Source organism: Pseudodesulfovibrio sp. JC047 (assembly GCF_010468615.1).
Taxonomy (GTDB): Bacteria; Desulfobacterota; Desulfovibrionia; order Desulfovibrionales; family Desulfovibrionaceae; genus Pseudodesulfovibrio.
Genome location: NZ_WUEH01000032.1, coordinates 1 through 26,777, shown reverse-complemented (window position 1 = coordinate 26,777; position 26,777 = coordinate 1). Strand labels below are relative to the sequence as shown.

Annotated in this window: 39 protein-coding genes; 31 read left to right on the top strand and 8 right to left on the bottom strand. The window is 55.8% G+C overall.

Annotated elements, in window-relative coordinates; all coding sequences use genetic code 11:
• Positions 1 to 88: 88 nt before the first annotated feature.
• The 5 genes from GO013_RS15720 to GO013_RS15705 all read right to left on the bottom strand — a co-directional run bounded on the left by GO013_RS15720 (position 89) and on the right by GO013_RS15705 (position 1,898).
• A complete protein-coding gene (locus GO013_RS15720; protein WP_163812808.1) occupies positions 89 to 487 on the bottom strand; it encodes a hypothetical protein in 399 nt (132 codons plus the stop codon).
• 18 nt (positions 488 to 505) lie between these two features.
• The gene (locus GO013_RS15715; protein ID WP_163809716.1) at positions 506 to 718 is read right to left on the bottom strand and encodes a hypothetical protein; all 213 of its coding nucleotides are present in this window, start codon (positions 716 to 718) and stop codon (positions 506 to 508) included.
• 115 nt (positions 719 to 833) lie between these two features.
• Positions 834 to 1,199 (bottom strand): hypothetical protein, encoded by a 366-nt coding sequence (locus GO013_RS17070; protein WP_203529669.1) that lies wholly within the window; start codon positions 1,197 to 1,199, stop codon positions 834 to 836.
• Complete coding sequence (locus tag GO013_RS15710; RefSeq protein WP_163812806.1) at positions 1,199 to 1,684, bottom strand: hypothetical protein; 486 nt, start codon at positions 1,682 to 1,684, stop codon at positions 1,199 to 1,201. The genes GO013_RS17070 and GO013_RS15710 overlap by 1 nt, the downstream gene beginning before the upstream one ends.
• A 10-nt stretch (positions 1,685 to 1,694) precedes the next feature.
• Complete coding sequence (locus tag GO013_RS15705) at positions 1,695 to 1,898, bottom strand: hypothetical protein (RefSeq protein ID WP_163812804.1); 204 nt, start codon at positions 1,896 to 1,898, stop codon at positions 1,695 to 1,697.
• A gap of 1,046 nt (positions 1,899 to 2,944) precedes the next feature.
• On the opposite strand from GO013_RS15705, the gene GO013_RS15700 reads away from it, so the two are divergent.
• Positions 2,945 to 3,103, top strand: coding sequence for a hypothetical protein (locus GO013_RS15700; protein ID WP_163812802.1), 159 nt, complete (start codon positions 2,945 to 2,947; stop codon positions 3,101 to 3,103).
• 6 nt (positions 3,104 to 3,109) lie between these two features.
• On the opposite strand, the gene GO013_RS15695 is transcribed toward GO013_RS15700, so the two are convergent.
• Complete coding sequence (locus tag GO013_RS15695) at positions 3,110 to 3,415, bottom strand: hypothetical protein (RefSeq protein ID WP_163812800.1); 306 nt, start codon at positions 3,413 to 3,415, stop codon at positions 3,110 to 3,112.
• A 275-nt stretch (positions 3,416 to 3,690) separates the two neighbouring features.
• Between GO013_RS15695 and GO013_RS15690 the strand changes: the two genes are divergently transcribed.
• Both GO013_RS15690 and GO013_RS15685 read left to right on the top strand, forming a co-directional pair.
• Positions 3,691 to 4,176 carry a hypothetical protein gene (locus tag GO013_RS15690; RefSeq protein WP_163812798.1) on the top strand — a complete coding sequence of 162 codons (486 nt, stop codon included), beginning with the start codon at positions 3,691 to 3,693 and terminating at the stop codon, positions 4,174 to 4,176.
• Positions 4,163 to 4,393, top strand: a complete 231-nt coding sequence (locus GO013_RS15685) for a helix-turn-helix domain-containing protein (RefSeq protein ID WP_163812796.1) — start codon at positions 4,163 to 4,165, stop codon at positions 4,391 to 4,393. The genes GO013_RS15690 and GO013_RS15685 overlap by 14 nt, the downstream gene beginning before the upstream one ends.
• 153 nt (positions 4,394 to 4,546) lie before the next feature.
• Here GO013_RS15685 and GO013_RS15680 read toward each other — a convergent pair whose 3' ends face one another.
• Positions 4,547 to 5,176 (bottom strand): BRCT domain-containing protein, encoded by a 630-nt coding sequence (locus GO013_RS15680; protein ID WP_163812794.1) that lies wholly within the window; start codon positions 5,174 to 5,176, stop codon positions 4,547 to 4,549.
• A gap of 62 nt (positions 5,177 to 5,238) precedes the next feature.
• On the opposite strand from GO013_RS15680, the gene GO013_RS15675 reads away from it, so the two are divergent.
• From GO013_RS15675 to GO013_RS15650, 6 genes are all read left to right on the top strand, one after another.
• A complete protein-coding gene (locus tag GO013_RS15675) occupies positions 5,239 to 6,216 on the top strand; it encodes a conserved phage C-terminal domain-containing protein (RefSeq protein ID WP_163812792.1) in 978 nt (325 codons plus the stop codon).
• Complete coding sequence (locus GO013_RS15670) at positions 6,194 to 6,820, top strand: ATP-binding protein (RefSeq protein ID WP_163812790.1); 627 nt, start codon at positions 6,194 to 6,196, stop codon at positions 6,818 to 6,820. The genes GO013_RS15675 and GO013_RS15670 overlap by 23 nt, the downstream gene beginning before the upstream one ends.
• On the top strand, positions 6,817 to 7,371 hold the full coding sequence (locus GO013_RS15665) for a hypothetical protein (RefSeq protein ID WP_163812788.1): 555 nt from the start codon (positions 6,817 to 6,819) through the stop codon (positions 7,369 to 7,371). Before GO013_RS15670 ends, GO013_RS15665 begins: the two co-directional genes overlap by 4 nt.
• Positions 7,368 to 7,583: a helix-turn-helix domain-containing protein gene (locus GO013_RS15660; protein WP_163812786.1), complete on the top strand. Its 216-nt coding sequence runs from the start codon at positions 7,368 to 7,370 to the stop codon at positions 7,581 to 7,583. The genes GO013_RS15665 and GO013_RS15660 overlap by 4 nt, the downstream gene beginning before the upstream one ends.
• Complete coding sequence (locus tag GO013_RS15655) at positions 7,573 to 7,941, top strand: DUF1937 family protein (protein ID WP_163812784.1); 369 nt, start codon at positions 7,573 to 7,575, stop codon at positions 7,939 to 7,941. Before GO013_RS15660 ends, GO013_RS15655 begins: the two co-directional genes overlap by 11 nt.
• A 134-nt stretch (positions 7,942 to 8,075) precedes the next feature.
• Complete coding sequence (locus tag GO013_RS15650) at positions 8,076 to 8,699, top strand: tyrosine-type recombinase/integrase (RefSeq protein WP_163812782.1); 624 nt, start codon at positions 8,076 to 8,078, stop codon at positions 8,697 to 8,699.
• Positions 8,700 to 8,783: 84 nt separating this feature from the next.
• Here the strand turns inward: GO013_RS15650 and GO013_RS17315 are convergent, their stop codons facing one another.
• Positions 8,784 to 8,996: a hypothetical protein gene (locus tag GO013_RS17315; protein WP_239057914.1), complete on the bottom strand. Its 213-nt coding sequence runs from the start codon at positions 8,994 to 8,996 to the stop codon at positions 8,784 to 8,786.
• Positions 8,997 to 9,014: 18 nt separating this feature from the next.
• Here GO013_RS17315 and GO013_RS15640 point away from each other — a divergent pair, with 18 nt between their 5' ends.
• From GO013_RS15640 to GO013_RS15535, 22 genes are all read left to right on the top strand, one after another.
• Entirely contained in the window at positions 9,015 to 9,512 is a 498-nt protein-coding gene (locus GO013_RS15640; protein ID WP_163812778.1) for a DUF4352 domain-containing protein, read from the top strand.
• Between the two features lie 339 nt (positions 9,513 to 9,851).
• Positions 9,852 to 10,445, top strand: a complete 594-nt coding sequence (locus tag GO013_RS15635) for a hypothetical protein (protein ID WP_163812776.1) — start codon at positions 9,852 to 9,854, stop codon at positions 10,443 to 10,445.
• Between the two features lie 3 nt (positions 10,446 to 10,448).
• Positions 10,449 to 10,631 (top strand): hypothetical protein, encoded by a 183-nt coding sequence (locus tag GO013_RS15630; protein WP_163812774.1) that lies wholly within the window; start codon positions 10,449 to 10,451, stop codon positions 10,629 to 10,631.
• 1 nt (position 10,632) lies between these two features.
• On the top strand, positions 10,633 to 10,899 hold the full coding sequence (locus tag GO013_RS15625) for a hypothetical protein (protein WP_163812773.1): 267 nt from the start codon (positions 10,633 to 10,635) through the stop codon (positions 10,897 to 10,899).
• Positions 10,899 to 11,504 carry a hypothetical protein gene (locus GO013_RS15620; protein WP_163812770.1) on the top strand — a complete coding sequence of 202 codons (606 nt, stop codon included), beginning with the start codon at positions 10,899 to 10,901 and terminating at the stop codon, positions 11,502 to 11,504. The genes GO013_RS15625 and GO013_RS15620 overlap by 1 nt, the downstream gene beginning before the upstream one ends.
• Positions 11,505 to 11,635: 131 nt before the next feature.
• Positions 11,636 to 12,148 (top strand): hypothetical protein, encoded by a 513-nt coding sequence (locus GO013_RS15615; RefSeq protein ID WP_163812769.1) that lies wholly within the window; start codon positions 11,636 to 11,638, stop codon positions 12,146 to 12,148.
• On the top strand, positions 12,138 to 13,994 hold the full coding sequence (locus GO013_RS15610) for a phage terminase large subunit family protein (RefSeq protein WP_343219584.1): 1,857 nt from the start codon (positions 12,138 to 12,140) through the stop codon (positions 13,992 to 13,994). Before GO013_RS15615 ends, GO013_RS15610 begins: the two co-directional genes overlap by 11 nt.
• Before the next feature lie 2 nt (positions 13,995 to 13,996).
• Positions 13,997 to 14,536: a hypothetical protein gene (locus GO013_RS15605; RefSeq protein WP_163812767.1), complete on the top strand. Its 540-nt coding sequence runs from the start codon at positions 13,997 to 13,999 to the stop codon at positions 14,534 to 14,536.
• A 29-nt stretch (positions 14,537 to 14,565) separates the two neighbouring features.
• On the top strand, positions 14,566 to 16,077 hold the full coding sequence (locus GO013_RS15600; protein ID WP_163812765.1) for a phage portal protein: 1,512 nt from the start codon (positions 14,566 to 14,568) through the stop codon (positions 16,075 to 16,077).
• Positions 16,043 to 17,944 (top strand): phage major capsid protein, encoded by a 1,902-nt coding sequence (locus tag GO013_RS15595; protein WP_163812763.1) that lies wholly within the window; start codon positions 16,043 to 16,045, stop codon positions 17,942 to 17,944. The genes GO013_RS15600 and GO013_RS15595 overlap by 35 nt, the downstream gene beginning before the upstream one ends.
• Before the next feature lie 60 nt (positions 17,945 to 18,004).
• A complete protein-coding gene (locus GO013_RS15590) occupies positions 18,005 to 18,298 on the top strand; it encodes a hypothetical protein (RefSeq protein ID WP_163812761.1) in 294 nt (97 codons plus the stop codon).
• A complete protein-coding gene (locus tag GO013_RS15585) occupies positions 18,298 to 18,591 on the top strand; it encodes a hypothetical protein (RefSeq protein ID WP_163812759.1) in 294 nt (97 codons plus the stop codon). The genes GO013_RS15590 and GO013_RS15585 overlap by 1 nt, the downstream gene beginning before the upstream one ends.
• On the top strand, positions 18,591 to 19,028 hold the full coding sequence (locus GO013_RS15580) for a hypothetical protein (protein WP_163812757.1): 438 nt from the start codon (positions 18,591 to 18,593) through the stop codon (positions 19,026 to 19,028). The genes GO013_RS15585 and GO013_RS15580 overlap by 1 nt, the downstream gene beginning before the upstream one ends.
• Before the next feature lie 12 nt (positions 19,029 to 19,040).
• Entirely contained in the window at positions 19,041 to 19,727 is a 687-nt protein-coding gene (locus tag GO013_RS15575; protein ID WP_163812755.1) for a hypothetical protein, read from the top strand.
• A 52-nt stretch (positions 19,728 to 19,779) separates the two neighbouring features.
• Positions 19,780 to 20,214: a hypothetical protein gene (locus tag GO013_RS15570; protein ID WP_163812752.1), complete on the top strand. Its 435-nt coding sequence runs from the start codon at positions 19,780 to 19,782 to the stop codon at positions 20,212 to 20,214.
• An 80-nt stretch (positions 20,215 to 20,294) separates the two neighbouring features.
• Positions 20,295 to 20,504 (top strand): DUF1799 domain-containing protein, encoded by a 210-nt coding sequence (locus tag GO013_RS15565; RefSeq protein WP_163812750.1) that lies wholly within the window; start codon positions 20,295 to 20,297, stop codon positions 20,502 to 20,504.
• Positions 20,491 to 22,464, top strand: a complete 1,974-nt coding sequence (locus tag GO013_RS15560; protein ID WP_163812748.1) for a tape measure protein — start codon at positions 20,491 to 20,493, stop codon at positions 22,462 to 22,464. The genes GO013_RS15565 and GO013_RS15560 overlap by 14 nt, the downstream gene beginning before the upstream one ends.
• Positions 22,461 to 22,826 carry a phage tail protein gene (locus GO013_RS15555; protein ID WP_163812746.1) on the top strand — a complete coding sequence of 122 codons (366 nt, stop codon included), beginning with the start codon at positions 22,461 to 22,463 and terminating at the stop codon, positions 22,824 to 22,826. The genes GO013_RS15560 and GO013_RS15555 overlap by 4 nt, the downstream gene beginning before the upstream one ends.
• Positions 22,816 to 23,517: a phage minor tail protein L gene (locus GO013_RS15550; protein ID WP_163812744.1), complete on the top strand. Its 702-nt coding sequence runs from the start codon at positions 22,816 to 22,818 to the stop codon at positions 23,515 to 23,517. Before GO013_RS15555 ends, GO013_RS15550 begins: the two co-directional genes overlap by 11 nt.
• Positions 23,517 to 24,218 (top strand): NlpC/P60 family protein, encoded by a 702-nt coding sequence (locus tag GO013_RS15545; protein ID WP_239057915.1) that lies wholly within the window; start codon positions 23,517 to 23,519, stop codon positions 24,216 to 24,218. Before GO013_RS15550 ends, GO013_RS15545 begins: the two co-directional genes overlap by 1 nt.
• Entirely contained in the window at positions 24,215 to 24,865 is a 651-nt protein-coding gene (locus GO013_RS15540) for a tail assembly protein (RefSeq protein ID WP_163812740.1), read from the top strand. Before GO013_RS15545 ends, GO013_RS15540 begins: the two co-directional genes overlap by 4 nt.
• A partial coding sequence (locus GO013_RS15535; RefSeq protein ID WP_163812738.1) for a phage tail protein occupies positions 24,862 to 26,777 on the top strand: 1,916 nt, incomplete at its 3' end. The genes GO013_RS15540 and GO013_RS15535, both read left to right, overlap by 4 nt.

Here is a 26,777-nt window from a genome sequence, read left to right as displayed (position 1 = left end):
TGGAATACGATGCTGAGTCTGATTCCCATTCATCATATTGAGAGCCACAGAGCCTTTTGCCATCCATGTTTTGATAGACATTGTGGTACTACCCTCCATTTCCCGTGAATTTGTCTTTGAAATATCCAGGCTCGTAGGGCTTGCCTGTCACGGCCTCAAGAATCCTCACATTTTCCCAGTGCAGTTGCTCGTAAACTTCGTCGCTCGACAAGAGCCGTTCCATATCTTTTCCAAAATCTTCATAGGTCCGGTCAGAGTCCATTGACTCGACGTCGAGCCTCAAAATAGACAGGAGGTCTTGGGACGTTTCCAACTGAGTTGTGAGCCTGATAATGTCCTGACCGCGCTGCTCGGCGATTTTCCGCACATGGAGGTTGTCGCTTTCGAGCAACTCAAGCGTGTCGGCGACATGTTGCAAAAACTTGTGGCCAAGGCGATCGCCCTTGTTGATGGTGTCCACCATCTGTTTTATTTCGCATTTATTCATATCCACGTACCTCTCAAACTATGCGGGGTTGTAGAACGGACAGGCGTCCATTTCCTGACACGGGGCCGGTCCACCAGACATCGCAACAAACGATTCTTTTTTTGCCGATCTAAAACCGGCAACGGCTTCGCCTTGTTTCCGATCAATTTTGATGGTGAACTCGCCCCCAAAATTTATTTCGTAGCAGTCCGGTATTTCTTCGATCATTTGGATCAGTTCTTCTTTGGTCATGTCGCAAAACTCCTAGTTGTATGAGAGGGACCGGGCCTAATAGGCTCACAATATTCGCCTTGTCGCACAGTACGACCCCGGCCCCCCTCGATTCGGGGCCATTCCCCAAAATATGCTATACGTCCACGATGCCTTGGGCTGGTTTGTTTTCTGGTTGAGCAGGAGGCCATTGTGCTAACGGTTTGCCGCACGGACCGTGGAACGGATTGAAATCTGGACTCTCCGGCGTGATCCGACGGTCGTTGAGGCCAAAGGGGAAAACGGCCAAGGAATTAAATTCAAGGTTGACAGGATTCGGTGTACCGTTTGGGACGTATACGCCGCGCCTCTCTCTACGGATTGCGCTGTTGTTGTTCCTGGCATTGAGTATTCGGCCACATTCAGGGCTGCATGTCTTGGCGCACCAGTTGCCCGGAATAAATTCTGTTTTGCAGATTGCACAAATCCGCTTGTTCGGTACTGGCTGTGTTGTTTTGGTCATTATGTCCTCGGGTGCAGTTTCGTCAGCGATATCGGGGCACGGCTACCCATGACGTAGGCCTTCCACTCATTATGCTCGGCCTGGAATGGCTCGGTGCGGGTAAACGTCTCGATCATCGTTTCTCCGCCCGTATCGCAGTCCATGACGCCGCTGCCGTCTTTCTCCGCCTTGAACCACCAAACCTTAGCGCCTCGCGGCAGGTCGGGGCGTGCCGATTCCTGCGGCCAAGGGCCGAGGATGCCGAGCAAGGCAAGGGCGTGTTGGCGGATCATCCATTCCACGGCCTCGCGGGAAAAGAAAATGAACTTGCGGTCGCTGGTGCGGTAGTATTGGCCGTTGATAGCCACGCGAAAATTATCGCGGGTGCCGCCGTGCTTGGCCCACGTTTCCCGGCTGTTGCCGGGAAAAAGACGGAGCGTGAAAGCACTCTTTTTCCCTGCCTGTTTCGGAAAAACCGCGCACGGAGTTGCATCGAAGTCGGCCATGGTGTGCGCCTCAGTTCCAGCGGGGAGACTTGCGGTTGATTTTTTCGATTACACATTCTCCAACGATTACCGGGATGCCTCTGGACAGATTGTTGATTGCCTTGACTGTCCTATCGCCGTTGAAATCATTGAGGCGCATCCCCTCGACAACGGTAGCCCGGTCTATCGGCAATGCCGCCGGGCCTGTCTTTGTCTGGAATCTGGCAAGAAACATGGTGTCACTCCAGTGGTAGCTTGAGTTGTTTTTTATCGTCAGGAGTGCGGTGATGGCGTTTGCCTTGTGGCCCGAGTCCGCACTGTTTGCCGTTTTTTTTGGCAAAACATTTGGGACCGTATCCCCTCCGTATGGACTCTGCGTCCTTCAAGGGGCGGTGGCACAATCGGCAATAGGGCATTATTCCGTCTCCTGGCGTCGTCGGTGGCCCTTGGGGCGGGGCGAGGTGGGTATGGCTTGGGGTCACCTCGCCCCTGTTCAGGAGGTGTATGCTCTTTACCTCAAGGGGCACCGACTTTGCTTTTTCTTGGCAAGTCGATATTGAGAGGACGGCCCCGGCATAACCCCAAGGAGACGGACCGCGCTTTTTTTGCGCGACATCTTAACCAAGGAGGGAGTGCCAATGAGCGAAGCTGATTTCATCAGCATTATGCTGAATGTTTTCATCGTGTTCATTGAACTTGCCCGGATTCAAGCTGGCAAGTAATTGCAGAAACAGCCGGGGCCATCCTCAAATATTTTCCTGTCAAAGAACCTGTCTCCAGTCTCCGCCCGTTCCGGGTCGGCGCAGCCGTGGCCGCCTTTTGTGCTTTTCTGAAAAGGGATGTATGGGTTTGAAGGCTCCGACAGCACAGCCAAAGGAGACGGAGGGTGCAATTGCGCGCCCATCAAATCCTAAAAGGAGTACGCATGTCGTACCTTTTTGCCATTTTGTACTGCGTCCAAGCGGTGCTTTTATTGGCTAAGGCTGTCCGAATCGTCTTCGGACTTTGACTTAACGCTGTCGGGGCCTTCCCCACACATCCATTTTCAAAGAACTTTTTCAACCCACCAGGCTACTTTGTCGGGCGTTTGCCGCGAGTTGCTTCGCCGTTTTGGTGTGTCGTTGAAATGAATCTAGGTCAATTTGATCTAGTCGTCAATAAAAAAAAAGACAAAATGACCTAGACGAGTAGAACATTTTATTGTCATAAAAATTGCACAGCCTTTCAAAATAGACATGAGCTATATCTTAAAACCTAACGGATAAGGGAGTAGGGAATTAGATGATCGATCCAATTGAAAGACAATATCGAGTCGCGGAAGCTCTGAAGGCTTTAGCAAAAGGGTGCGAAAGTGGGATAAAAGTCATGCTGGAATTACTTGCTTCGGAATTGCAAGAAGCTACAGAGCAGGTGGACAACCAAAGTGAAAAGGTATGCTGATTGTAACTAAGCCCGAATCATTTTGAGTCTTTCCTCAACGAGAAAGACCAGAGAATAATAATCCATCCCCAATATCTGTGCTGCTGCAACTGCTTCATGGACAGGGAACCCTTGTGGCTTTCCTGTGGGCGATGTGTTGCGTATTCTGCGCCATTTTGTTGGGGCTGTGCTATCGTTGCCATATAATAGACGAGCAAATTCAACATGTTTCATGCCTTGTTGCATGTACCTGTCTACTATCTCAGTAACTATTGCCCGTTCAACCTCGTAGCCATATTGTGTGTGTTCATTCATGTCTATAATGTGCGTCATTTTTTTGTTATCCTCTAGGTTAAAAATTGATCTTGCAAGTTAGATCATTTTGACCTAACTTAACGCATATGAAAAAAAACTCTGACAAAGACATTTTTAAAAAGCTGCTTGACATTTTTGGGTCTCATTCCGCCGCATCCCGAGCGTTGGGGTACGCTGATCCGGCTACCTATCGTAAGGCTAGACGCAAAGGACTTCTTCCTACATGGCGCAGGGATAAAGCGGTTTCTTTGTTGTTAACAGAATCTCATAAAAGATATTAGGAGACGATGATAATGGCGAATAAGTTTTCTACTTACATGATCGTGAGCAAGACGAGTGAATTTTTTCAGTCCTGTCTTGATGCCTTGGGGATGCCCACCATGATTTCCGTGTGCCGCCGTAAAGAAGCGCAAATTTATCGCTATGCCCAAGACACTGCGCATAAGGATGAGACGTATCAAAATCCGGCTGACTTGCTTGTCAACTTGATGGAGCGAATGGACCAGCAGGGGCGAGGCAAGCACAATTTGGAACTACTTCGGGTTTTGGCCGACTCCATTGGTTGCGACGTGGTAATGCGTGACGCAGCTGTGCCGGACAAAGCCAATGTCCCGGAAGAGCTGCTCGATGATTTGGCCCCACTGGCCGACTTGCACGAAGCAATTCGGCGCAAGCGGAGTCTGATTACGGTCAAGGCTTTGGCCGGTGTTGTGAAACAGGAGGTTGACGAAGATGTGGCCGCCTATGCGCAGGAGGTGAAGCGAAATGAAGCAGGGTAATCTTTATTCCGCCATGCCGCAGGCCGATGCGATACTCGCGCACATGCAGAGCGGTAAACCCATCACGCAATTTGAAGCCTTGAACGAATATGGATGCATGAGGCTCGCCTCGCGCATCCACGATCTGCGCAGGGCCGGGAATGTCATCAGATGCACCAAGATCAAGACGACACGCGGCAAGACCATAGCCAGCTACAGCCTGGACGCGAAGGCATAGATTTCAAGGTGTGTGCGGGACGCAAGTGTCGCAACACCATCCACCGATTCAACCGTTATACGGGCGTACCGTACAGCGACGAACGGTGGGAACTACTTAGGTTCTGCTCTGCCGATTGTTTTTGCGGCAGGGGGAATCGGGAGACGGACAATGTTACACGATGAACGACGCCCAATGGTCCTCGCCGATGATGGCTATTGGCTTCCCTTTTTCATCCCGATACCGCACAGCGGTTTCGATCTTTCGGCCCCAGGAAGAATGTGCCCATGCCTGGGAACCCATGAGTCCTACAACGAGGTAATCGACCTTCATGGTCAATGTTTTGCTAACCTCGCCACCCCATCCTATGCACTCTTCGAAACAGTCGTTTCGGGAGCCAAAGGCAAACCTGCCAGTAAAGCAAAATTTGCCTCCCAAGTCGACAGCGGGCAGGGGGGCGTCGAGAGGCAACATAGTGGCAAAGCTCGCTACTTTCTCATGACACGGCCTACCCCCGACAAGTTCGGAAAGCAGGGTGAACAGTTCCTCCTGTTCTTTTTCGTCCAAAACTCCGTCTTCCAAAAAATGTTGGATACGACGGTTCAGGACATTGATAGGCCACACGTCGCATTCCTCGGCGTTGGCTTGCAGCCATTTTTTCAAAAAGCCAAATTCTTGGGCGTCAATTTTGCCGTCGTCGACAATCAACCGGCTCATGCCGATCAATTCGTCGATAGTTCTGTCAGCGCGGCGTTTGGCCGAAAATCGTGCAACCTCAATGCCATGTGGGTCAAAATCAATCATCTGTGCCGTCTCCTTTTGCAGACAAGCTATATCAACAATGCGGTGATTTGCAAGGAGGCGGCATGAGCGACGACATTCGTATCAAATTCAGTTTGAAGGATCACCGTAAGCGGAAAAAATTGATTCGCCGTCTCGGGTGCGAGGCTTTTGTTGCTTTGATCGACTTGTGGATTACTGCCGCTGAAAACTACCCTGATGGCGTGCTTGCCGACATGGATGCCGAAGACATTGCCATCGACGCAGGATGGAGCGGAGACGCCGAGGAATTTCTTACCGTTTTGCTTGATATTGGCTGGATCGATGATGAAGACGGTGTTTTAGTTCTGCACGATTGGTTCGAACACAATCCTTGGGCTGCCACTGTCGAGGAAAGAAAAAATCAACAGCGGTTCAGGGTGATGAAACGACACCATCCTGAAATTCATAAGGAATTGGTTGAAAAAGGATATACCGCGATTACACCAGAAGAATACCGGCGGTTTACCAGCGGTATACCGGAAGTTACCGACGGTACACCGGACAATACCAACACTAATACCCACAACCATTCCCATATCCATTCCCATTCCCATATCCATTCCCATTCCCATTCCCAAAACACAGAGGGGGGCGACGATGCGCCCCCGGCCAAGAAGAAAAAAGCGGACGAGGTTGCCGAACAGGCCGAAGAAGTGCTTGTGCACCTGAATACGGTCACGGGCAAGCGGTTCAAGGTGACCGGATTGATTCCGGCCAGGCTTCGGGCCGGGGCCACGGTGGACGAATGCAAACGGGTGATTGATTTCAAGGCGAGGGAACGCGGGTTTGACCGGAAGTATCTGGACCACACCACGCCTTTTCGGGAAGGGAATTTTGACCGGTATCTGAACCAAGCAATGGCGCAGGGTGCGCCGAGCGACGGAGGGATGATTTATGACGGCGGCAACGCAACGGACTGGCAGCAAGATCCCGACAACAAGTGGGCAAGACAAGGTGATTCGGCTGGCTCGGGGCAGATGTCCGATTCACGGCGACGTCATGGTCAGGTTGCAGCCGGGTAACCGGGTCGAGTGTACCAAGTGCGCGGCCCTGCGTGCTCGGATGGACACGGAGCAGACCGGTATTCCCCCTCGGTTTATCTCCAAGACGCTGGACGAATACGTTGCCGAAGGGCGGGAGCAGGTCGCCGCCCTGGAGACGGCCAAAGGGTATGCGGCAAGTTTCGACACTGCCAAGGCCGAAGGCGCGGGGTTGGTGTTTCTGGGCGGCGTGGGAACGGGCAAGACGCATCTGGCTTGCGGGATTGCCAATCGTGTCCGGGCCGAGGGGCAGAGCGTGCTTTATACGACAGCTCGACATGCGGTGGGCGCGATCAAGGATTCGTGGAGACGCGACAGCAAGTACACGGAGCAGGAGACGCAACGCCGTTTTATTACTCCCGACCTGCTCATACTCGACGAGATTGGCGTGCAGTTCGGCACGGACGTTGAGCGGATGCTTTTGTTCGACATCATCGACGGGAGGTATGGGCAGATGCGACCGACCATTGTGATTTCCAATCTCGATTTGTCGGCTTTGGCGCAGATGGTCGGACAGCGTGTGGTGGATCGGCTGCGGGAAAATGGGCAGTTGGTGCAGTTTTTGTGGAAGAGTTTTCGGCGATGAATTTGCATCTTGATGGGCAGGGACGCCGGGAACGCATGTTCGCCATGGGTGGCGACGTGTGGGACATGATCGACGCGGAAAGAGGAGCGCGGCCAGTGTACGAGTGCAAATATTTCAAAATTGAGGAACTTGTTGACCCCATGACTTTTGAACGGCTTCGGGACAAGCGGCATCGTCTTTGGCAACTGCTTGATGTGCGTGCGTTGAGGACGCTTGACGAACTGCGCGAGCGGTTCGGACCGGTCACGGTCAATGATTGGGCCTGGGGCGGTGAGTTCAAGTTTTCCGGGCTTCGTCCATTTGACACCCATGTCGGCGCGAAGGACAGCCAGCACAAATACGGGCGCGGGTTTGACGCCAAGTTCCGGGATGTGGCCGCCCATGACGTGCGCAAGGAACTTATGACCCTGGACCGGCAGGGCAGGCAGTTCGGTCAGCCCTGTTTTGCCCACATCACCTGCATTGAGGATTTCGAGGGCATGACCTGGTTTCACTTTGACACGCGCAACCACGATGTTGCCAACTTGGGCTTGATGGTGGTGGGCAAATGAGCGAGGCGAAACGGCATAGGCTGGAAGAACTCGAACGGGAGACGCCACACCTGCGGACGGCTGCCGAGATAGCGGCTTACATGCGGATGGACGAGAAAACCGTCAACGGCTTGATTAATTCCGGCGACCTTAAAATCAGGAAGGTTGCGGGTACCTACCGGGCAACGAAACCACAACTGGATCGATACATAGAGGACGTGCATGAATTTTGAAGAACTTGGGCGTGCGCCCATGAAAAAAATATATCTGGCAACGCCGTACACCCACGACAACGAGGTTGTGCGCATGGAGCGTGCCGAGGGTGTGACCGTCAAGGCTGCGCAGTTGATAGAGGACGGGTTTGCCGTATTTTCTCCCATCACCCACGGGCACGCCATCGGCGACGTTGCCCCGCATTTGCCTCACGATTGGGAGTATTGGGGCGAAGTCGTGACCTCGTATATCAAGGATTGGGCCGACGAACTGTGGGTGTTCATGCAACCTGGTTGGGAAGAGTCTGTCGGTGTGCTGGCCGAGATAGGCATAGCTGCCAAGGCGGACAAGCCTATCAAGTTTATCAAGGTGAACTAGAGGAACGGGAGGGGGCTGCAAAGGCGGCTTCCCTCTCTTTTTTTACCTGGAACCTGAAACATACAACGTTCCCTAGTAAGTAACCTTTGGCGGGGTTAGTGACGGGGAATAACGGGAAATGACGGGGTGAAGATATGAAGGGGTGCAGACCGCTCGACAAGAAGGAATGGACGCTTGTATTCCATTCCGTGCGCGGGCCGAACCGATTGCGCACCAAGGCGTTGATGATCCTGGGGCGCAAGACCGGGTTTCGGGTGTCCGAGCTTTTGAGCCTGCGTGTGCGTGACTTGATCCATGACGGCCAGGTCCGGCAGGCCGTGACGGTTGAACGGCAAAGCATGAAGGGCGGCAAGGCGGGCAAGGCCTCCGGGCGCACCGTGCCGTTGCATCCAGACGTGGTAAAGCATGTATTGGCGCACTACGAGGACTTGAAGGGGCGCGGGTATTGGCGACCGGATGATTTCTTTTTTCAGAGCCGTGCCAAGGGTAACAAGCCCATCGATCGGGTGCAGGCGTGGCGCGACTGCGTGGAGCCGGTCAAGCGTAGAGGGGTCGAGGGCAAGGTCGGCACGCATGGTCTTATGCGCAAGACCTTTGCCAAGGACAAGCTTGACTACCTCACGGCGAATTGGGTGCCGGGGAAAGAGGTGCCTTTCCATGTCCTGCAACGATGCACGGGGCACAAGGACCAAAAATCCTTGATGGCTTATATTGAGTTTGCGGACGAGGACGTCCACGACGCTTTTATGAATTCATGATTTCCCGGAGACGGAAGGGAAAGGAAGGGTGAAAAAACAGACTGAAAAGACCCCAAAGGCAAGGGAAAAGGATTATCCCGAATTTTACACGCTGCGAGAAGTGGCCGAAATACTCTGTGTGCATCTATCCACGGTTGAAAGGATGGTGCGCGATGAGCGGATATCGAGTACCAGGCCGGTACACAAGCGGCTGATACCCAAGAGCGAGGTACACGGCCTGATAAACGGGAACTGGACACCGGCCACGCCGCCGGAGTGATCCACTTGCCATGGATTTCGTTTTTCCTGTATAGCCATTCCAAAAGGAGGACCGCTATGCGGAAAATCGTGCTCTTGCTCTCGTTTGCTCTCGTCCTGTTGTTTGCCGCGCCGGTCATGGCCGGGAATGTGTCCATGTCTGCCGCTGATTTTGAACCGACGTTGGTTCGTGGCGATTTGAATTACGTTGTCGCTGTAAAGAAAACTCAGGACAGCAAATTTGATTACATAGTCGAGTATCAGATTGTGTATGTGACCGTGACGAACAACACGGCCAAGCCCATCAACATCAACCCCGGATATTTCACGCTGGCATCGTCGGCGAAGAAATCCTATCCGTTCACGGCGGAAATGTTCGGCCTGAAGAACAAATTGCCCTGGCTGGATGTTGACGCCCTGGACGCGACACGGGTGTTGCCCGGCACTTCGGCAGAGGGGTTTCTCATGTTTAAGAAAAAGTACAAGAACGAATATCCGGTGTCGCTGTATTTTGAAAGCCCGGAGACGAGCGGGACCATCAAGGTCGAGCGCGATCCGAAAGCGAAATACGAATAAAAGAAGCTGCATTTTCAGTTCAAGGCCCGCCAATCTGGCGGGCCTTTTTTGTGCCTTTCTGGTGAGAAAAAGCAGGTTGTTTTCTCTCTACAAAAACCGGACGGGTATCAGACGGGTATCAGACGGGGACGGTACGGGTGTGGTTCGCGCCCGTGTTCCGTTGATATGATTCTGAACATCATGACACGATTTAAAGAATGGGCACAGCATACGTTTAACGAGCTTCACGTCTATTGCCGTCTCCAGGAGGCGGGACTGCCGAAACCGGTGGCCCGCCTTCTTTCTTCGGGATGTGGGTACGTCTTGGGTCGTTTTCTGTATGCCTAAAGGAGAACCAACATGGAAAAGCTTATCGCATGGATCGCGGACAACTGGTTCGTTGTGCTGACCACGGCGGTCACCGTGTGCAGCGTCATCGCCAAGGTCACCCCGAACGAGACGGACAACCGGTTCGTTGCCGTTCTTCAGCGCGTTGTTGATGTGCTGGCCATGAGCACCGGCAAGACCTCATATACCGGCGACCGGCTCAAGATGGACAAGGGCGGCTTTATCAAGGCTCCGCTTGCGGGCGTTCTGGTCATGCTGGCCCTTGTGGGTGTGATCTGTTCCGGGTGCGCCCTGAAGAACCTGCCGCCCGAAGATCAGGCCATTGCAGTCACCGACGAGATCACCAACGCATATATGAGCGTCCGGGCCGAGTACCTGGACCTCCGGGCTGAACTTCCGCCCGACAAGGTGGAATGGATGGTCGAGAATGTCGCACCCATCCTTGACGAAGGCCGCGACGTGCTCATTTTGACGCGTGAGGCTGCCGCTTCGTGGAAGGCATATAAGGTCAAGCCCGACGACTTCGACGGCCTTGTCGCCCGTGTGCGGCGGCTTGTCGCTGACGCCTGGGCCAAGATTTCGCAACTCACGGGTTTGGAGGTCTAAGCTATGCCGAGGAATTCCATGGAGATCATCGCTTTCATTTCTGCGGCCATCAAGATCGGTTACTCGTTCGCAGACATCACCAAGCGGCTGACAGCTGACGGTTACGAAGTACCGAGCTTGGAAGAGTATGAGGCTCGCACCAAGGAACTGCGCAACCTGCCGGATCTGGCAGAGGACAGTGAATAGCATGGCGGTTCAGATCGACACGCGAATCAACGTTGCCACCGTTGGATCTATCCTTGTCGCAGCCATGCTTGTTGGTCTTTATGTGGGGCGGCTGGAGGCGGCATACGACGCCCGTATGTCTGCCAGTGAGGCGGCTATTTGCGAGATGAAGCAGGAACTCGCCCTGTCTCGGGAGGATCGTTATCAGCTCGGCGTTGTCGTCGAGCGCGTTGACGGGATTTACCGAATCATGACGGAATTCAAAGACGCATTCAAAAGGCGGAAGTGATGCAGATCAAGGTTGATAGTCAGATCGGCAGTGTGCTCGGGACGTTCATCCGTGGGCTTGCCAAGCGGCAACTGCCTTATGCGACTGCCAACGCTATCAACTCCACCTGTTTCGACATCCGCGACCACACCGTCAAGCATACTTACCCGGATTCGTTCGAGGTCAGGAACAAGAACTTTGCGCGTGCTGCCTTCCGTGTGGACAAGGCCAACAAGCGGCGGCTGGTGGGGCGGGTGTATGACCGCCTGCAACGTCGATGGCTGGAGCGTCAAGCCCGTGGCGGCACGAAACGGCCCCACGGCAGCAACCTCGCCATTCCCACCAGCAATATCAAGCGCACGGCGTCGGGTCGTGTCGGCGTGGCAAAACGCCCCCGCAACCTGCGCAATGCTTTTGTGGCCGACCTCAACGGCAAGGGTAAGGCCGTTTATCAGCGATACGGGCGCAAGGGCCGCAAGCTTCGGCTTGCTTATGTGCTCGAACCTCGGGCCAGGGTGGGCAAGCGGTTCAGCTTCTACGAGGACGCCACGACGGTCACCAACAAGCGGTTTCCCAAGCATTTCTCTCGCGCTTTCGCCCACGCGGTAAGAACCTCAAAGGGATAGAAAGAGTAAAACTACAATAAAAAAAGGTACTTCCAGAGGGCGGAAGCCGAGGGTAACGCGCCACCTCGGGCTGTGGCTAGGCATGAAAATTTTTAAAGAGGTTCGCAGTTTGCACAACGAAGGTTTGAACAATGGGAAAATGGGTAAGCCAAAGAGAATGTGCGCGAGAACTCGGATGCTCAGACACTTATATAAGAAAGTTAGTTAAAAATAAGGGGTTACGAAAGAACGCAAAAAAGCAAGTTGATCTAGAACACGCCCGAGAATTGAAGTTTGGCAAAGGGACGCAAACCAAGCGCGAACCAGGTGCGAACCAAGGGGGCGGAACTGACACCGATACCCTGACATCTGAAAGGGGGAAGCTGGCGAGGGTCAATCGGAAGATCAAAGAAGTGGAACTTGCGGAAAAGCGCGGTGAACTTGTCGAAGCTGAAGGGGTGATGTTGGCCTGGGCGAATATCCTGTCGATTTTTCGATCCCGCATGTCAGTCCTTCCCGACAAGCTCGCGCACAAGGTTGCAAACATGACCGACCCCAAGGAATGCAAGAAAGTTATTTCGGATTACATCCGGGAGGCTCTGGAAGAGTTGAGTACGCATGACGCAGCTACCTTATGTGGAAAACCTAGAGGAGGTGATAAGTAGCGCACTCTCGATGGTCGCACTTCCGCCCGAACTCTCGCTGAATGAGTGGACAGATGAATACGCCTATTTGTCGGCGGAGAACTCGGCGGAGCCTGGAAAGTGGCACACGATTCCATATCAGCGGGGAATGCTCGACGCGATTACGGACGAAGACGTCGAGCAGGCGACTTACATGAAGTCGGCCCGCGTTGGCTACACCAAGATTATCGACCACGCCATCGGCTATTACATCCACCACGATCCATCGCCGATCCTGTGTGTTCAGCCGACTCTCGACGACGCTAGAGACTACTCCAAGACAGAAATTGCGCCCATGTTGCGGGACACGCCAGTTCTCCGGGGGCTGGTGGCCGACCCAAGGGCAAAGGATTCGGACAACACGATTCTGCAAAAGAAATACCCCGGCGGCTCTTTGACATTGGTAGGCGCGAATAGCCCTACAGGTTTCCGAAGACTGACCAAGCGGATTGCCCTTTTCGATGAAATCGACGGCTATCCCGTAGGCGGTGCCGGTTCCGAAGGCGATCAAATCAAACTCGGCATCAAGCGCACCGAAACCTACAGCAACCGCAAAATCGTTGTCGGCTCCACGCCGACAATCAAGGGATTCAGCCGGATCGAACGGGAGTTCGAAAAATCGGACAAGCGGTACTACTTCGTGCCGTGCCCGCACTGCAATCACCGTCAGCGGCTCATGTGGGCAAATTTCGCTTGGGATAAGACGTTCGACGAGAACGGCGAGGTCGTCGAGCACCATCCCGAGACTGCGCATTTCATATGCCAGCACTGCGGGGCGGTGATCGAGGAGAAAGACAAGCTCGACATGCTTGAGGCCGGGGAATGGCGGGCGACTCGTCCGTTCAAGGGCCATGCCGGTTTTCACATTTGGGCGGCTTACTCGGTCTTTCCAAATGCCTCTTGGGGGCGGCTGGCTGCCGAGTTCCTGGAGGTGAAGGACAACCCCGAGACGCTGCAAGTCTTCGTGAACACGGTCCTCGGTGAAACCTGGGAAGAGCAGGGCGAAAGCGCGAAGCACGACGAGTTGTTTGACCGGCGTGAGGATTACGGCCCGGAAGTGCCTTTCGAGGCCGGATTGCTGACCGCTGGCGTTGACGTCCAGGACGACCGCCTCGAAATGGAGGTGCTTGCCTGGGGGCTTGAGGGTGAAAGCTGGTCGATGGGCTACGAAATCCTCTACGGCGATCCTTCCCGGCAAGTCGTTTGGGACGAGCTTAACGACATGTTGCTCCGCGTTTATCGGCATGAATCAGGCCGGGCCATGCGGATCAAGGGCGCGTGTGTCGACTCGGGCGGTCATTTCACCGACGAGACATACAATTTCTGCAAACGCCGCTTCCGCCGCAACGTGTGGGCAATCAAGGGAGCCAGTACATACGGCAACCCCATTGCCAACCCGATGGACAAAAAGCGGAGCTTGCGCGGGAAACCGGTGATGTTGGGTGTTGATACGGCTAAGGACACCATACACGCCCGGCTGAAGGTGGATGAACCCGGCCCCGGATACTGTCATTTCCCGGAGGAATACGACGAGGAATATTTCAAGCAGATCACGGGAGAAAAACGGGTCACCAAATACGTCAAGGGAGTGCCGCAACGGCGTTGGGTGAAAAAGAGTTCAAGCGTGCGGGTCGAGGCTTTGGACTGTCGGGTCTACAACCTGGCGGCATATGCGCTCCTTAACCCGAACATGAAGAAAATTTTAAAGAAAGTGCAACAAAAACGGGAAGAAAAACCGCAAGAGCAAGAAGATACGGCCATCAAGAAAAGGGTGCGCCGACGGAGCATGGGAGCGGCCAAGGGTAACGGATTTGTAAACGGGTGGTGATGATGAACATAGCGAAAGAAATAACTGCGGGCGATTCGCTCAACTGGACGGAAACGGTTTCCGCATATCCGGCTTCGGACGGGTGGATACTGAATTTCGTGCTGGTCAACGGCTCTGCAAAGGTCGAGTTCTCGGCGTCTGCGGATGGCGACGGCTATGTCGTGGACGTTCCCGGTTCGACAACGAGCAATTGGACGCCGGGCCGTTACCGCTTTCAGGCACATGTCGAGAAGGGCGCGGACCGGTTCACCGTCGGTTCCGGCACTGTAGATATCCTGCCCGACTTTGCCGGTGTCGCCACCCTGGACGGCAGAAGCCATGCCGAAAAGGTGCTCGACGCTATCGAGGCCGTCATTGAGAAGCGGGCCACCAGGGACCAGGAGTCCTACACCATCAAGGGGCGGAGCCTTTCCCGGACGCCGCTGCCCGAACTCCTTGCCCTTCGGGACAAATATAAGGCTGAAGTCCGCGCCCAAAGGCGTGCCGAGAAGGTGCAGGCAGGCAAGAAGCCCGGCACTAAAATCCATGTGAGGTTTTGCTGATGTTCAACCTGTTCAAAGGAAAAAAGGAAGTGCGCAGTAAGCCCGTGGCCGCTCGGCGATCCGGGCCGGTGCGTCGCCCCGTGCATTCCCGCAGCATTGCCCGGCAGGCCAGACGTAAGCCCGGCAAGCGGACCTATGATGTCCTGAAAACGAATCGCCTGAATGCCGATTTCCTCGCGCCTGTCGAAAGCGCGGATATGACCATCAAAGGCAAGTTGAAAAAGGCCCGTGGGCTTTCCCGCAGCATGTGCGCGAATGACCCTTATGCAAAGAAGTTTTTGCGGCTCCTCATGACTAATGTGATCGGCCCGCATGGGGTCGGCTTTCAGAACAAGGCCAAAGAGGCAGACGGGCAACTCGACCGGCTGGCAAATGAGCAGATCGAGGCCGCATACAAGGATTGGTGCCGCAAGTGCAACGCCTCGGCAAACGGGCTGGTTTCGTGGCTCCAGTTGCAGAACCTTGCGATTACCTCCGTGGCCCGAGACGGCGAAATATTTATCCGGGTAATCGAGAATTTCCCGAACAAGTATGGCTTTGCGCTCCAACCGCTTGAGGCCGATATGGTTGACGACGAACTCAACGGCTCGGCCAGAAATGGCAATGAGATTCGTATGGGTGTTGAAATCGACGCTTGGGGGCGTCCGGTTGCCTATTACGTCCTGACCAATCACCCCGGCGACTACCATTATTCCACAGGTCAACGGCATGAACGCATTCCCGCCGAGGAAATCATTCATCTCTTCTTGATGGAGCGCGTCGGCCAGACTCGCGGTATTCCCTGGCTTCTCACTTCTGCACAGCGGATGCGGATGCTTGCCGGATATGAAGAGGCCGAACTTGTGGCCGCTCGGACGAGCGCGTCAAAGATGGGGTTTTTCATTGAGACCGGCGGCGACGAATACGACGGCGACGACGAAGACGGCGACGGCAATCTCGTCAGTGAGGTTTCGCCCGGACAGTTTGAGCGGTTACCTGCGGGGGTGACGTTTGAAGGGTTTGATCCACAGCATCCGACCACGGCGTTCAAAGAATTTCACAAGGGCACCATGCGGGGAGCTGCCGCAGGCTTGGGGCCGTCCTACAATTCCCTTGCCTCGGATGCCGAGAGCGTCAATTTCTCAAGCCTTCGGCATTTCACGCTTGAGGACCGCGATTTTTACAAAACATTGCAGCAATGGCTTGTCGAGGATTTGCATAGCGAGGTTTATTCTCGCTGGTTGCGCATGGCCTTTCTCAAGGGAGTCGTTCGGCTTCCTTTTACGAAATTCGACAAGTTCAATGCTCCGTTTTTCCAGCCTCGGGGATGGGATTGGGTCGACCCGGCCAAAGACACCAAGGCCAAAAAAGAGAGCCTAGGGCTTACCCATTCCTATCAGCAGGTTTGCACCGAACAGGGCCGGGATTTTTATGAAATGGTCGACGAAATGGCAGAGGCACAGGAATACGCCAAAAGCAAGGGCGTGACCCTGGCAACCGCAAACCCTCAGAAAGAGGAGGAAAGCAGTGTCGAAGAAAAAGAAAGCGACAAAGACGATTGAGTCCACGCCGCTGTTTCGTGAGTTCGGCCTGAAGCGCGAGGCGGTGAACGACGAGGAAAGGACTGTCGAACTGTCTTTTTCCTCCGAGGAACCTGTCGAGCGATGGTTCGGGCTTGAAGTCCTGGACCACTCCCTCGGAAGCGTCCGCCTTGACCGTCTGCGCAACGGCGGTGCGATTTTGATGGACCATGACCGCCGGGATCAGGTTGGCGTTGTCGAGTCGGTGGAAATCGGGGCGGACCGCAAGGGGCGGGCCGTCGTGCGCTTTGGGAAAAGCGAACGTGCCGAGGAAATCTACCAGGATGTGAAAGACGGAATCCGCTCTTTGGTCAGTGTCGGATACCGCATTTTCAAGATGATCCTGGAAAAGACCGACGACGACACCGAAACCTACCGGGCGACCGATTGGCAGCCATACGAAATCTCCATCGTGTCGGTGCCTGCCGATACTTCCGTCGGAGTCGGCAGAGACTACGACGGCGAAACCAACAAAATTACCATTGAAGGAGTCAGAACAATGGAAAAAAAGACCCCCAAGCAGCCGACCGGCACTAATGTCAGTACCGATCCCGTCGTCCCTGCGGTCGATGTTAACGCAGCCCGCGAAGAGGCTCGGCGCGAAGAGGGCGCACGCATTCGTGAGATCACCGCTATCGGTGAACAGTTCCAGATGCGCGATCTCGCAACCGAGGCCATCAACGGCGATAAGTCCGTCGACGAGTTCCGCGCCGACGTCTTGGCAAAGATGGGCAAGCCCCGTTCCATCCAGCCCGTTGCTCCGGAACTCACCAATAACGAAAACCGTGATTACTCCGTTCTGCGTGCGATCTCTGCATCCCTGAACGGCGATCAGTCCGGTTTCGAGCGTGAAATCTCCAACGACATCGCCAAGAAGCTCGGACGTGAAACCTCGGGTATCTTCGTCCCAACCTCCCTGCGCTTCACTCCGGAAATGTTCCAGGCTCGCGCACCGCTGAACACCGGCACCGGAGCCGAAGGCGGGCACCTGGTCGCTACCGAACACATGCCCCTGATCGAACTGCTCCGCAATCGCATGTGCGTCAAACAGCTTGGCGCGACTGTCCTGGGCGGACTCGAAGGCAATCTCGCTTTCCCCAAGCAGACCGGAAGCGCACAACTCGAATGGGTCGGCGAAAATCCCGGTTCCGATCAGAACGACAGCGAAGCCTCGTTCGACATGCTTACCATGATGCCCAAGTCCGCGATGGCAACCACGGCCTACACCCGCCAGATGCTCGCACAGGGTTCCCTCGACGTGGAAATGTTCGTTCGTAACGATCTCGCCACGATCAACGCCCTCGGTATGGACCTCGCTGCTATCGCAGGCAGCGGCACTGGCTTCGAGCCTCGCGGTATCCTGAACACCACCGGCATCGGCCTGGTTGTGGGCGGTGACAACGGCGCGGCTCCCGAATGGACCGATATTGTCGGCCTGGAAACCGCTGTTGCCGCTGGCAACGCCGACATCGGTAACCTCGGCTACCTGACGAACGCCAAGGTTCGCGGCAAGCTTAAGACCACCGAAAAGGCTTCCAATACCGGCCAGTTTATCTGGCAGGACGGCAAGGAACTCGGTGCCGGTATGCTGAACGGCTATCGTTCGATGGCTTCCAACCAGGTGCCCGGCAACCTGACCAAGGGCACGGCGAACGCCATTTGCTCCGCTATCATCTTCGGTAACTGGGCCGACCTGATGATCGGTGAATGGGGTGTGATCGAAATTATTGCCGATCCCTTCTCCAAGAAAAAGCAGGCTCTCGTCGAGGTTACCAGTTTCAACCTTTGCGACATCGGCCTCCGTCACGAAGAATCTTTCTCTGCCATGAAGGATGCCCTGACCTCCTAACCGCACAACCGGCCACGGGGAGGACTCGTCGAGTCCTCCCCAAGCCACGGAGTATACAACATGAAAATCGAAATCATCAACGCCACCCCGGTCAAGAACGAAGACCGCTTCCCTGGCGACATCCTCGAAGTGGAAGACCATGAAGGTCGCAAACTGATCCGCCTGGGCAAGGCCAAGGCTACCGACGGCGATTCCGGCGACGATGAAGTCACCCTCGCCGCCCTGAAGAAACTGAACAAGGACAAGTTGATCGAGACGGTGAACCGTGAGTTCGACCTGAACGTCGACGACGAAATGACCAAGGCCGACATTCTCGACTTGGCGGCGGACGCTATCGAGGAGCGTGACGCCTAATGTCCTTTGCCGACGACATCGACGACATGCTCGATCCTGACGAGTTCGCCGACACTGCCGACTTCGGCAACGGCGTAGAGGTCAACGGGATTTATGACAAGGAACCCGTCGAAATCGACACAGGACACGGCTTTGTCATGTCCGTGGCCCACACCTTCACCTGTGCGCAGTCCGCGCTTCCGGCGTGGGTCGGCGATGGCACCCCCGTCGTCGTTGATGGCGTCAGTTTCAAGGTGCGTGCGCCGGAACCGGATGGTGCCGGGATGATCGAATTGACACTGGAGGTCCAGTAATGGCCCACGTCAGGACGCAGGTACGGGACGCGCTCAAGGACAGATTGAGCGGATTGCCGACAACGAGCGGCAACGTGTTCAAGTCTCGGGGCTACCCGATAACGTCCGAAAAGTTCCCGGCCCTGCTCATTTACAACGGCCCGGAAGCATCCGAGCCGGTTGATTTCGACGATGCAAAGGACCGCGAGTTCGACGTCATTGTCGAGGCTGGCGCATTCGCCCCCGAGGATCAGGTCGACGACATGCTCGATCAGATCGCCGTGGAGGTGGAAAACGCCATCGAGGCCGACCAGACCCTCGGCGGTCTGGCGAAAAGCACAACACTCACCGGATCGGAACCGGACGTGTCCATCGACGGCGAAATGCCTTTCGGGGTTCTGGCCCTGACATTCACCGTCAACTACATGACCGAGGCCGACCCGGAACAAAGCATGTAAGGAGCAATCCCCATGACTACGCCCTCTTATCAGAAAGGCGCAAAGGCAAAAGCCACGCTCACCGGGGTCAAGATTCGGGGTCTGAACTCCCTGACCATCCCGCAGCCCGTCCGCGACACCTTCGTTGTCGAGGAGTTCGAGGAAATCGACTCCGAGGAAACCAGCGACCTCAAGTGGGAACGCGGCAAGATGGCTGGCAACGCCGTCAAGGGTGACGTTACCGGGCAGGCAAAGCTTCGGTCCCGCCTGTTCTCCGACGAAGCGTTCACCGACCTCTTTCTCTATGAAAACGAAACGGATTTTTGGGCTGCTGACGTGGCCGGGAATCCCCTTTCCTGTTTCAAGGTGGTCGGCATCCCCGCCAAGGAGATCAACAAGAACGGTTTGATCCCGTTTTCCTGCGACATCCTCGTCAAGGGTCAGCTTGCCTGTTTCACCGCGCACCTGACCGCCAAAACCATCGCGTTCGTGCGCGGTTCCGGGGCACACGACACGATTACGGACAGCGGTTCCGGCTTCAGTACCGCCGGATTTAAGCCGGGCCAGACTATTATCGTCGAGGGAACTACGAATAACGATGGACAGTACACCATCGAATCCGTTGCCGCCGGAGTTATCACCCTTAATGCCGAGGGTGTCCTGACCGCTGAAACCGCCGGGGATTCGTTCACCCTGCACGGCGGAAGCGTAACCGAATAACCACCAGCCGCCGGGCCGTTTGGTCGGCCCGGCGGATTCCAGGAGAAAAGTCTTGCCGAGAATTCAGACCGCAAAAACCGGAGTTTTTCCTTTTGACGATGCCAAAGTCGAAATTCGGGCTTTCATGCCCGGCGACCGGCTGGAAATCGAAGCCAACACCCTCGACGTCAAGCGCGAGTATCGCCCCACCGAGGACGGTGAGTTCGACGGGGTTATCGTGGCAAATACCGACCGCCTGCGCGACATGGAAATGACCGTGATTAAGCGCGTGGTCGGGTGGGACGACAAGATGCTCGATGAAAACGACACGCCCATGAAATGCACGGACGAGAACAAGATCAAGGCCATGCGCGGCATGGATGGATTTTACACGTTCGTCGAGAAATACGGCAAGCAACTCGACGCCGACGTCCGCAAAGAAAAGGAGTTGGAAAGAAAAAACTCCGTGAGTACGCCGTCTGGCTCGGAGAAGGCGGCGACCAAGTAGGCAGTTGTGAAGAGTGCAGGGCGGTTTATGCCGAATTTGAGGCTGAACCGCCGTGCGAAAAATGCCGTCCTCCTGCTCTCATGCCGGGCAATGTGGAGGCCGCGAGGATTTACCGGGAATGTTCGGGCCAGTGGAGAACCGCAGGGATGGCGGGCACACGGATCGACCTGGACATAACCGCCGTCAAGATCGTGATGGACCTTGAAGAGGTCCAGGACCAAAGAGAATGCCTATCCAAGGTCCGGGACATAGCCCGGATCGTGTTGGAGACAAAAAATGCCGAAAGTTAAGGGACCGAGCGTAGAGACGAGGCTGACCGCCAATACCACGGACTTCAACACAAAAATGAAAGTCGCGTATGGTGGGGTGAAACGCCTGGATGGTGCCGTACTTGGCTTGACTACCGCGTTTGGCGGTCTGGCCGTAGCTCAGTTTGCCAAGAGTATTTTCGATGCGGGCGTCCGTGCTGAACGGACAGGGAAATCATACGAAGCGATCACTGGCAACGTGCGTGATGCCGGTGTCGAAATGGCCTTTGTCCGCAAAGAGGCCGATCGGCTCGGCATGGTATTTTATGACACGGCGGATTCATATAAAAAATTGTTTGCCGCAGCTCGTGGGACTAATATGGAGGGCGAGAATACCCGCAAAATTTTTATTGCTATGTCTGAAGCTGGTACTGCTCTTGGGTTGAGTAATGAAGATTTGAACGGCTCTCTTTACGCAATTTCTCAGATGATGAGCAAAGGAAAGGTTCAGGCCGAAGAACTGCGGGGGCAATTAGGCGAAAGACTGCCCGGTGCTTTTAACATGGCGGCGGAAGCCCTTGGAGTGACGACTGGTGAACTAAATTATATGCTTGAGCGGGGTGAAGTCTTGGCTAGTGATCTACTTCCGCGTCTTGCCGATGTAATGCATGAAAGATTTGTCAAAGGTGCCGAATCCATGGCCAAAAGCCAGGTTGCCGCTGTCAATCGGATGCAAACCGCATGGGAAGACTTCAAGACGAGCCTGTCCAGTAGTGATACCGCCACGGCCGGAGTCAACGCCGTGACCTCCAGCCTTGAGGGACTGACAGAAGGCGTCGATGGATGGAAACGGATGTTCGAGACGACTGCGGCCATGTTCAACGGCGAGTTGGGTTTCACCGAGTGGCTGACCATGAGCCACGACGAGGCCGAGCACTGGCTTGAAACCGTCACCGAAGTCGAAAAGCTGGAAAATCGTATTGCCGACCTCCGCCTCCGCCAGCGAGGCCAGATTTACCGCGATGAAAAAGAGGCGACCGAGCAGCAGATCCAGCTTCTCGAAAAGCAGCTTGCCGCCGAAAAGGACGCGCAGCGGCTTCGGGCCATGAAAGCCATCAAGGGCGACACGCTCGGTCATGGCGACATGGCGTGGACCAAGCCGAATGCTGCGCCTGCCCCGGAAGTTGATCCGGCAGCGGAAAAACGGCGTTTGGCCGCAGAGGAACGTGCCGCGAAACAGATAAAGAGAATCAATGCCCAATTGACCGATACCATCAAGCGGAACACCATGGAACGCTTTGAGTATGAGCGGTGGGCGTTAGAACAGCGCGTCGAGGCAATGCGTGAGAAAAATGCCGATGAAATCACCCTTGAAGAATGCAAACAATCCGAACTCAAGCGTATCCGTGAGGAAGAGATCGAGGCTCTGAAGGACCAGACCAAGGAGACGGAGAAGGAAGTCGACAAGTGGGAGGACAAGTTCGGCGAGTTCGGCGATACCGCCGAGGGTGCTTTCAACTCCATGGGATCGTCGATGAAAGACATTTTCGGGACCGGCAACTCTCTCCTGGACAGCTTCATCGACAAGGCGTTTCAGCTTGCCGTTATGCGGCCTTTTGAGAACTGGCTGACCACTGGCGGCGGGTTCGGTGGCGGTAGTGGCGGGCTTCTCGGACTCGGTTTCCTCGGATTTGCCGACGGTGGAGTTTCCACCAGCCCCGGCCTGGCGATGGTGTCCGAAGGCCGTTACCGGAATGAGGCGCATGTTCCTTTGCCTGACGGGCGGACCATCCCGGTCACCCTGGACGGGGCCGCGCAGGGTTCCGCCTATTTCGACATTGATATCACCATTCCCGCGTCCAGCGGCGACCGTGAGCAGGACGCCGAATATGCCCGCACTGCCGGGCAGGAACTCGAAAAGAGTCTTGACGCCTACTGGAACAAGAAAATGCGGATGTCGCAACGACCCGGCGGGGCCATGAATAAGGGGTTGACGGTATGAGCATCCTGAATTTCCCGACCAACGTGCCGAAGCCCTCGGCGAACATGCCGCGCAAACGGGCTGCCCGCGTGAACTCGTTAACCTATGGCGACGGGTATTCACAGCGCAGCGGTGACGGCCTGAATTCGGTTGCGGATTCCATTTCTCTGGCATGGCCGAGCCTGCCGAAGGAAAAGGCCGCAATCATAGATGACTTTCTCACCGAAAGGGCGGGCGAGAAGGCGTTTTACTGGACTGCCCCGCGTGCGGCGACGCCGCAAAAATGGACCTGTGCCACCTGGGAACGAACTCCGATCAAGAACAAGACCGGATGGGACCGGATCACCGCTACTTTTACGGAGGCATTTGACCTTGACGATTAGCAATGATGTCCAGAAATCAAGCCCCGGCGTGCTTGTGGAGTTGTTCGACCTCGATGCCACGGCCATCGGCGGCGAGGTTCAGCACTTCATAAAGGGAACCAAGGATTCGCAGCCCGTGACGTGGAAGGGCAATATATACATACCCCTGGACCTGGAGTCTGACGGGTTTGAAATGAACGCGCAGGGATCGCTTCCACGTCCGACGCTTCGCGTGTCCCATGTCAATACGGCGTTTATAGGCATGGTCGAGGAGTGCGACGACCTGATCGGGGCCACACTGACCCGGTGGAGGACGTTTAGCCGGTATCTGGACACCGCGCCGGAGGCTGACTCGAACGCCCATTTTGCCCCCGACATTTATCGCGTCGACCAACTGACCGAGCAAAACAAGCTCTATGTCGAATGGGAGTTGGCCGCAGCCATGGACCATGAAGGGCGCAAACTGCCGGGCCGTCAGATTTTGCGTGACGTCTGCACGCACCGATACCGGGTGTGGAACGGTTCGTCCTTTGATTATAGCAAGGCGACGTGCCCATACACCGCGAGCACATATTTCGATCATGCCGGAGTTTCCACGGCAGACCCGGCAAAGGACCGGTGCGGGAAACGGCTGTCTGACTGCGAACTCCGCTTTCCCGGTGAGCCGTTGCCCACGCGGGCTTTCCCTGGCGTTGGGAGGTTAAGACCGTGATGTTTTCCCCTGAAACCATCCGAGCGGCACAGGAGCACGCCCGCGCCGAGTATCCCCGCGAGGCGTGCGGACTGGTGGTTGACGGTGCATATTTGCCCCGGACCAACACCGTCGAGAACCCGCTTGTCGATTTTCGCATTTCTCCCCAAGGGTACGCCGCTGCCGCACGCCGTGGCGAAATCCAGGCCGTGATTCACTCGCACCCTGACGGGCCAGACCATCCGAGCCGTGCCGATATGATCGGTCAAGTCGATTCCGGGCTGGCGTGGGGGATCGTGCCGGTGTTGAGCGGTGCGCCTCAACCGCCGTTTTTTTGGGGCGGCAATGCCCCGATTCCCGAACTGATTGGCCGCAGGTTCCGGCATGGCGTGGCCGACTGTTATGCGCTTGTCCGGGATTGGTTCAGGCAGGAACGCGACGACGTGCTGCCGGAATATCCCCGCGACGACGAGTGGTGGCTTGGCGGCGGCAATTTGCTCATGGACAACATCCAGGACGCCGGGTTCGAGGTCGTTGACGGCGATCCGCAGGTCGGCGACATGGTGTTCCTGCAAATCTGTGCCAGCGTGCCCAATCATTGCGGCGTGTACCTCGGTGACGGTCTTTTGTTGCATCACCTGGTGAATCGTTTTTCCCGTGTCGAACCGCTGAACCGCTGGCGTAAGCATATACGCCTTTTCATACGGAGGGTGCCGTCATGATGCGCACCGTGTACCTATACGGCCCGCTGGCCGAGGAATTTGGGCGCGAGTTCCGTCTTGATGTCACCACGCCGGTCGAGGCCGTCCGTGCCCTGACCGTGAATCTCGGCAAAAAGTTCGGAACCATGATCCGGGCCGGTGAATGGCACGTCGTGGCCGGAGACTCATTTGACGAGGGTGACGACCTCGGCGTTTCCGATGAAATGCTGACGTTCGGCCTTGGGCGGAATGATTTGCACATTGCCCCGGCCATGCGCGGTAGCAAGGGCGGCGGCATCTTTCAGGCTGTTCTCGGGGTCGCCATCATGGCGGCGGCGTTCTGGCTTGCTCCGCCCGTTGTCGGCGCGGCGGGGCCGACCATGGGCATGGGCACCAACCTTGTGGGCGGCTTTACCTACGGCAACCTTGCGGCGTTCGGCGGAGCCATGGCGTTCGGCGGCGTGGCCGGGATGCTGACCCCCACACCGCAACTCGGCAACTATTCCGCCAGGGAGAGCGCGGAAGAAAGACCTTCATACCTTTTTACCGGTCCCAAGAACACCACCGAGCAGGGCGGGCCGGTGCCGGTCATTATCGGCAAGCATCAAGTCGGCTGGACGCTGGTGTCCAGCGGGATCACCGTTGAGCAGATCGCGGAGGACGCATGACCAATATTCTTGGGGTATACGGCTCCGGCGGTGGTGGCGGCGGTGGCGGCGGGCATGTTCCTATTGAGGAACCGAACGACCTGCGGAGCCGGGCCACAACACGCGCCATCGGTGTTTTGTCCGAGGGTGAGATCGGCGGTCTTGTCGATGGTGCCAAATCCATCTATTTCGATTCAACTCCGCTCCAGGCCGCAGACGGTTCCTACAACTTCCAGGGCGTCAAATGGTGGGAGCGCAAGGGCACGCCGGATCAGGAGCATATCCCCGGCTTTGCCTCGGTCGAGAATGAACTTGAGGTCGCCGCAGTCGTGGCCCATGATACGCCGGTCGTCCGCACCATCACGAACACGGAAGTCGATGCTGTGCGCGTCAGGGTGCATTTGAACGCCCTGGTTGTCCAGAACGGCAGCGGCGACCTTGTGAAAGGTTCCGTAGAATGGGCGGTCGATGTGCGCGTCTCTGGCGGCGATTGGGTGGAAAAGCTCAGAGATACCATTAAGGGAAAGACCACCTCGGAATATGAACGGGCGTATCGGATCGAATTGAACGGGGTGGCTCCGTGGGATATCCGCGTTCGTCGTATTACCGAAGATTCCGATACGGCCAAAACTCAGGACGAATTGTCCTGGGCCGCATATACTGAAGTCATTGACGCCAAGCTGATCTATCCCGATACCGCCGTTATGGGGCTTTCCATTGACGCGGAGGAATTCGGCAATTCCATTCCGTCTGTCTCGTTTGAGGTCAAGGGTTTGCTTTTGCAGGTTCCGAGCAACTACGACCCCGAGACGCGGACCTATACGGGGATGTGGGACGGCTCTTTCAAACGGGCCTGGTCGGATAATCCCGCGTGGGGTGTTTATGAAATCCTGACCCGGGAATGGTATGGCGACGACGCCATCGCCTGGCCCGATCAGGTCGACAAGTGGACGCTCTACGAGATCTCCAAATATTGCGATGAGCTTGTCCCTGACGGATATGGCGGCATGGAACCCCGTTTCCGCCTGAACTGCGTTCTCCAGACGCAAGAGGACGCCTACCACGTCATAAACTCGTTGATTTCCGTCTGTCGCGGCATGACCTATTGGGGGTCTGGTGCCGTGGCGTTTTCTCAGGACGCGCCGGGTGAGCCGAGCCACTATGCAGCCCCGGCAAACGTCGAAAACGGTGATTTCAAATACAAGAGCACCAGCCGTGCCGCTCGTCATACAGTGGCCCTCGTCACATGGAACGATCCGGCGGATAATTACAAGCCGACTGTCGAGGTGGTCGAGGACGTCGAAGGGATAGCCAAATATGGGTGGAATCCCGTTGACGTGGCCGAAATCGGTTGTATTTTTCGGGGGCAGGCCCACCGCAAGGGCAAATGGATACTTGATTCGGAACTGAACGAAACCAAGGCTGTTTCGTTTGTCGGCGGTTTCGAATTCGCGGACGCCGCGCCCGGCTGTCTGGTGGAAGTCACCGATCCTGTTGTTGCGGGTGTGCGCATGGGCGGGCGGCTCAAGGCAGCCGAGGCTTCTGCCGTAGTCCTTGACGCCCCGGTCACCATCGAGGCGGGCGAGGGGTATGTTCTTACCGTGGCATTGCCTGACAAGACCACGGCGGACGCGGTTGTCGTCAATGATCCCGGCGAAACCTCGACATTGATTTTTGAAACTCCGTTGCAGGTTGTGCCGGAACCGGGTGCGATGTGGGTGCTTACGGCCACGAACCTCGCGCCTCGTCTTTTCCGCGTCCTGTCCAATCGGGAGGCGGACGTTCATAAATTCGAGATAACGGCCATGGTCCGCGATCCCAATAAATTTGATCGGGTGGAGCAGAATATTAAATTTGACCCAAAACCGACTTCCCTGATTCCCTCCGGGCCAATACCCAAACCCACAGCCCCGGCCATTGACGAATATCTTTA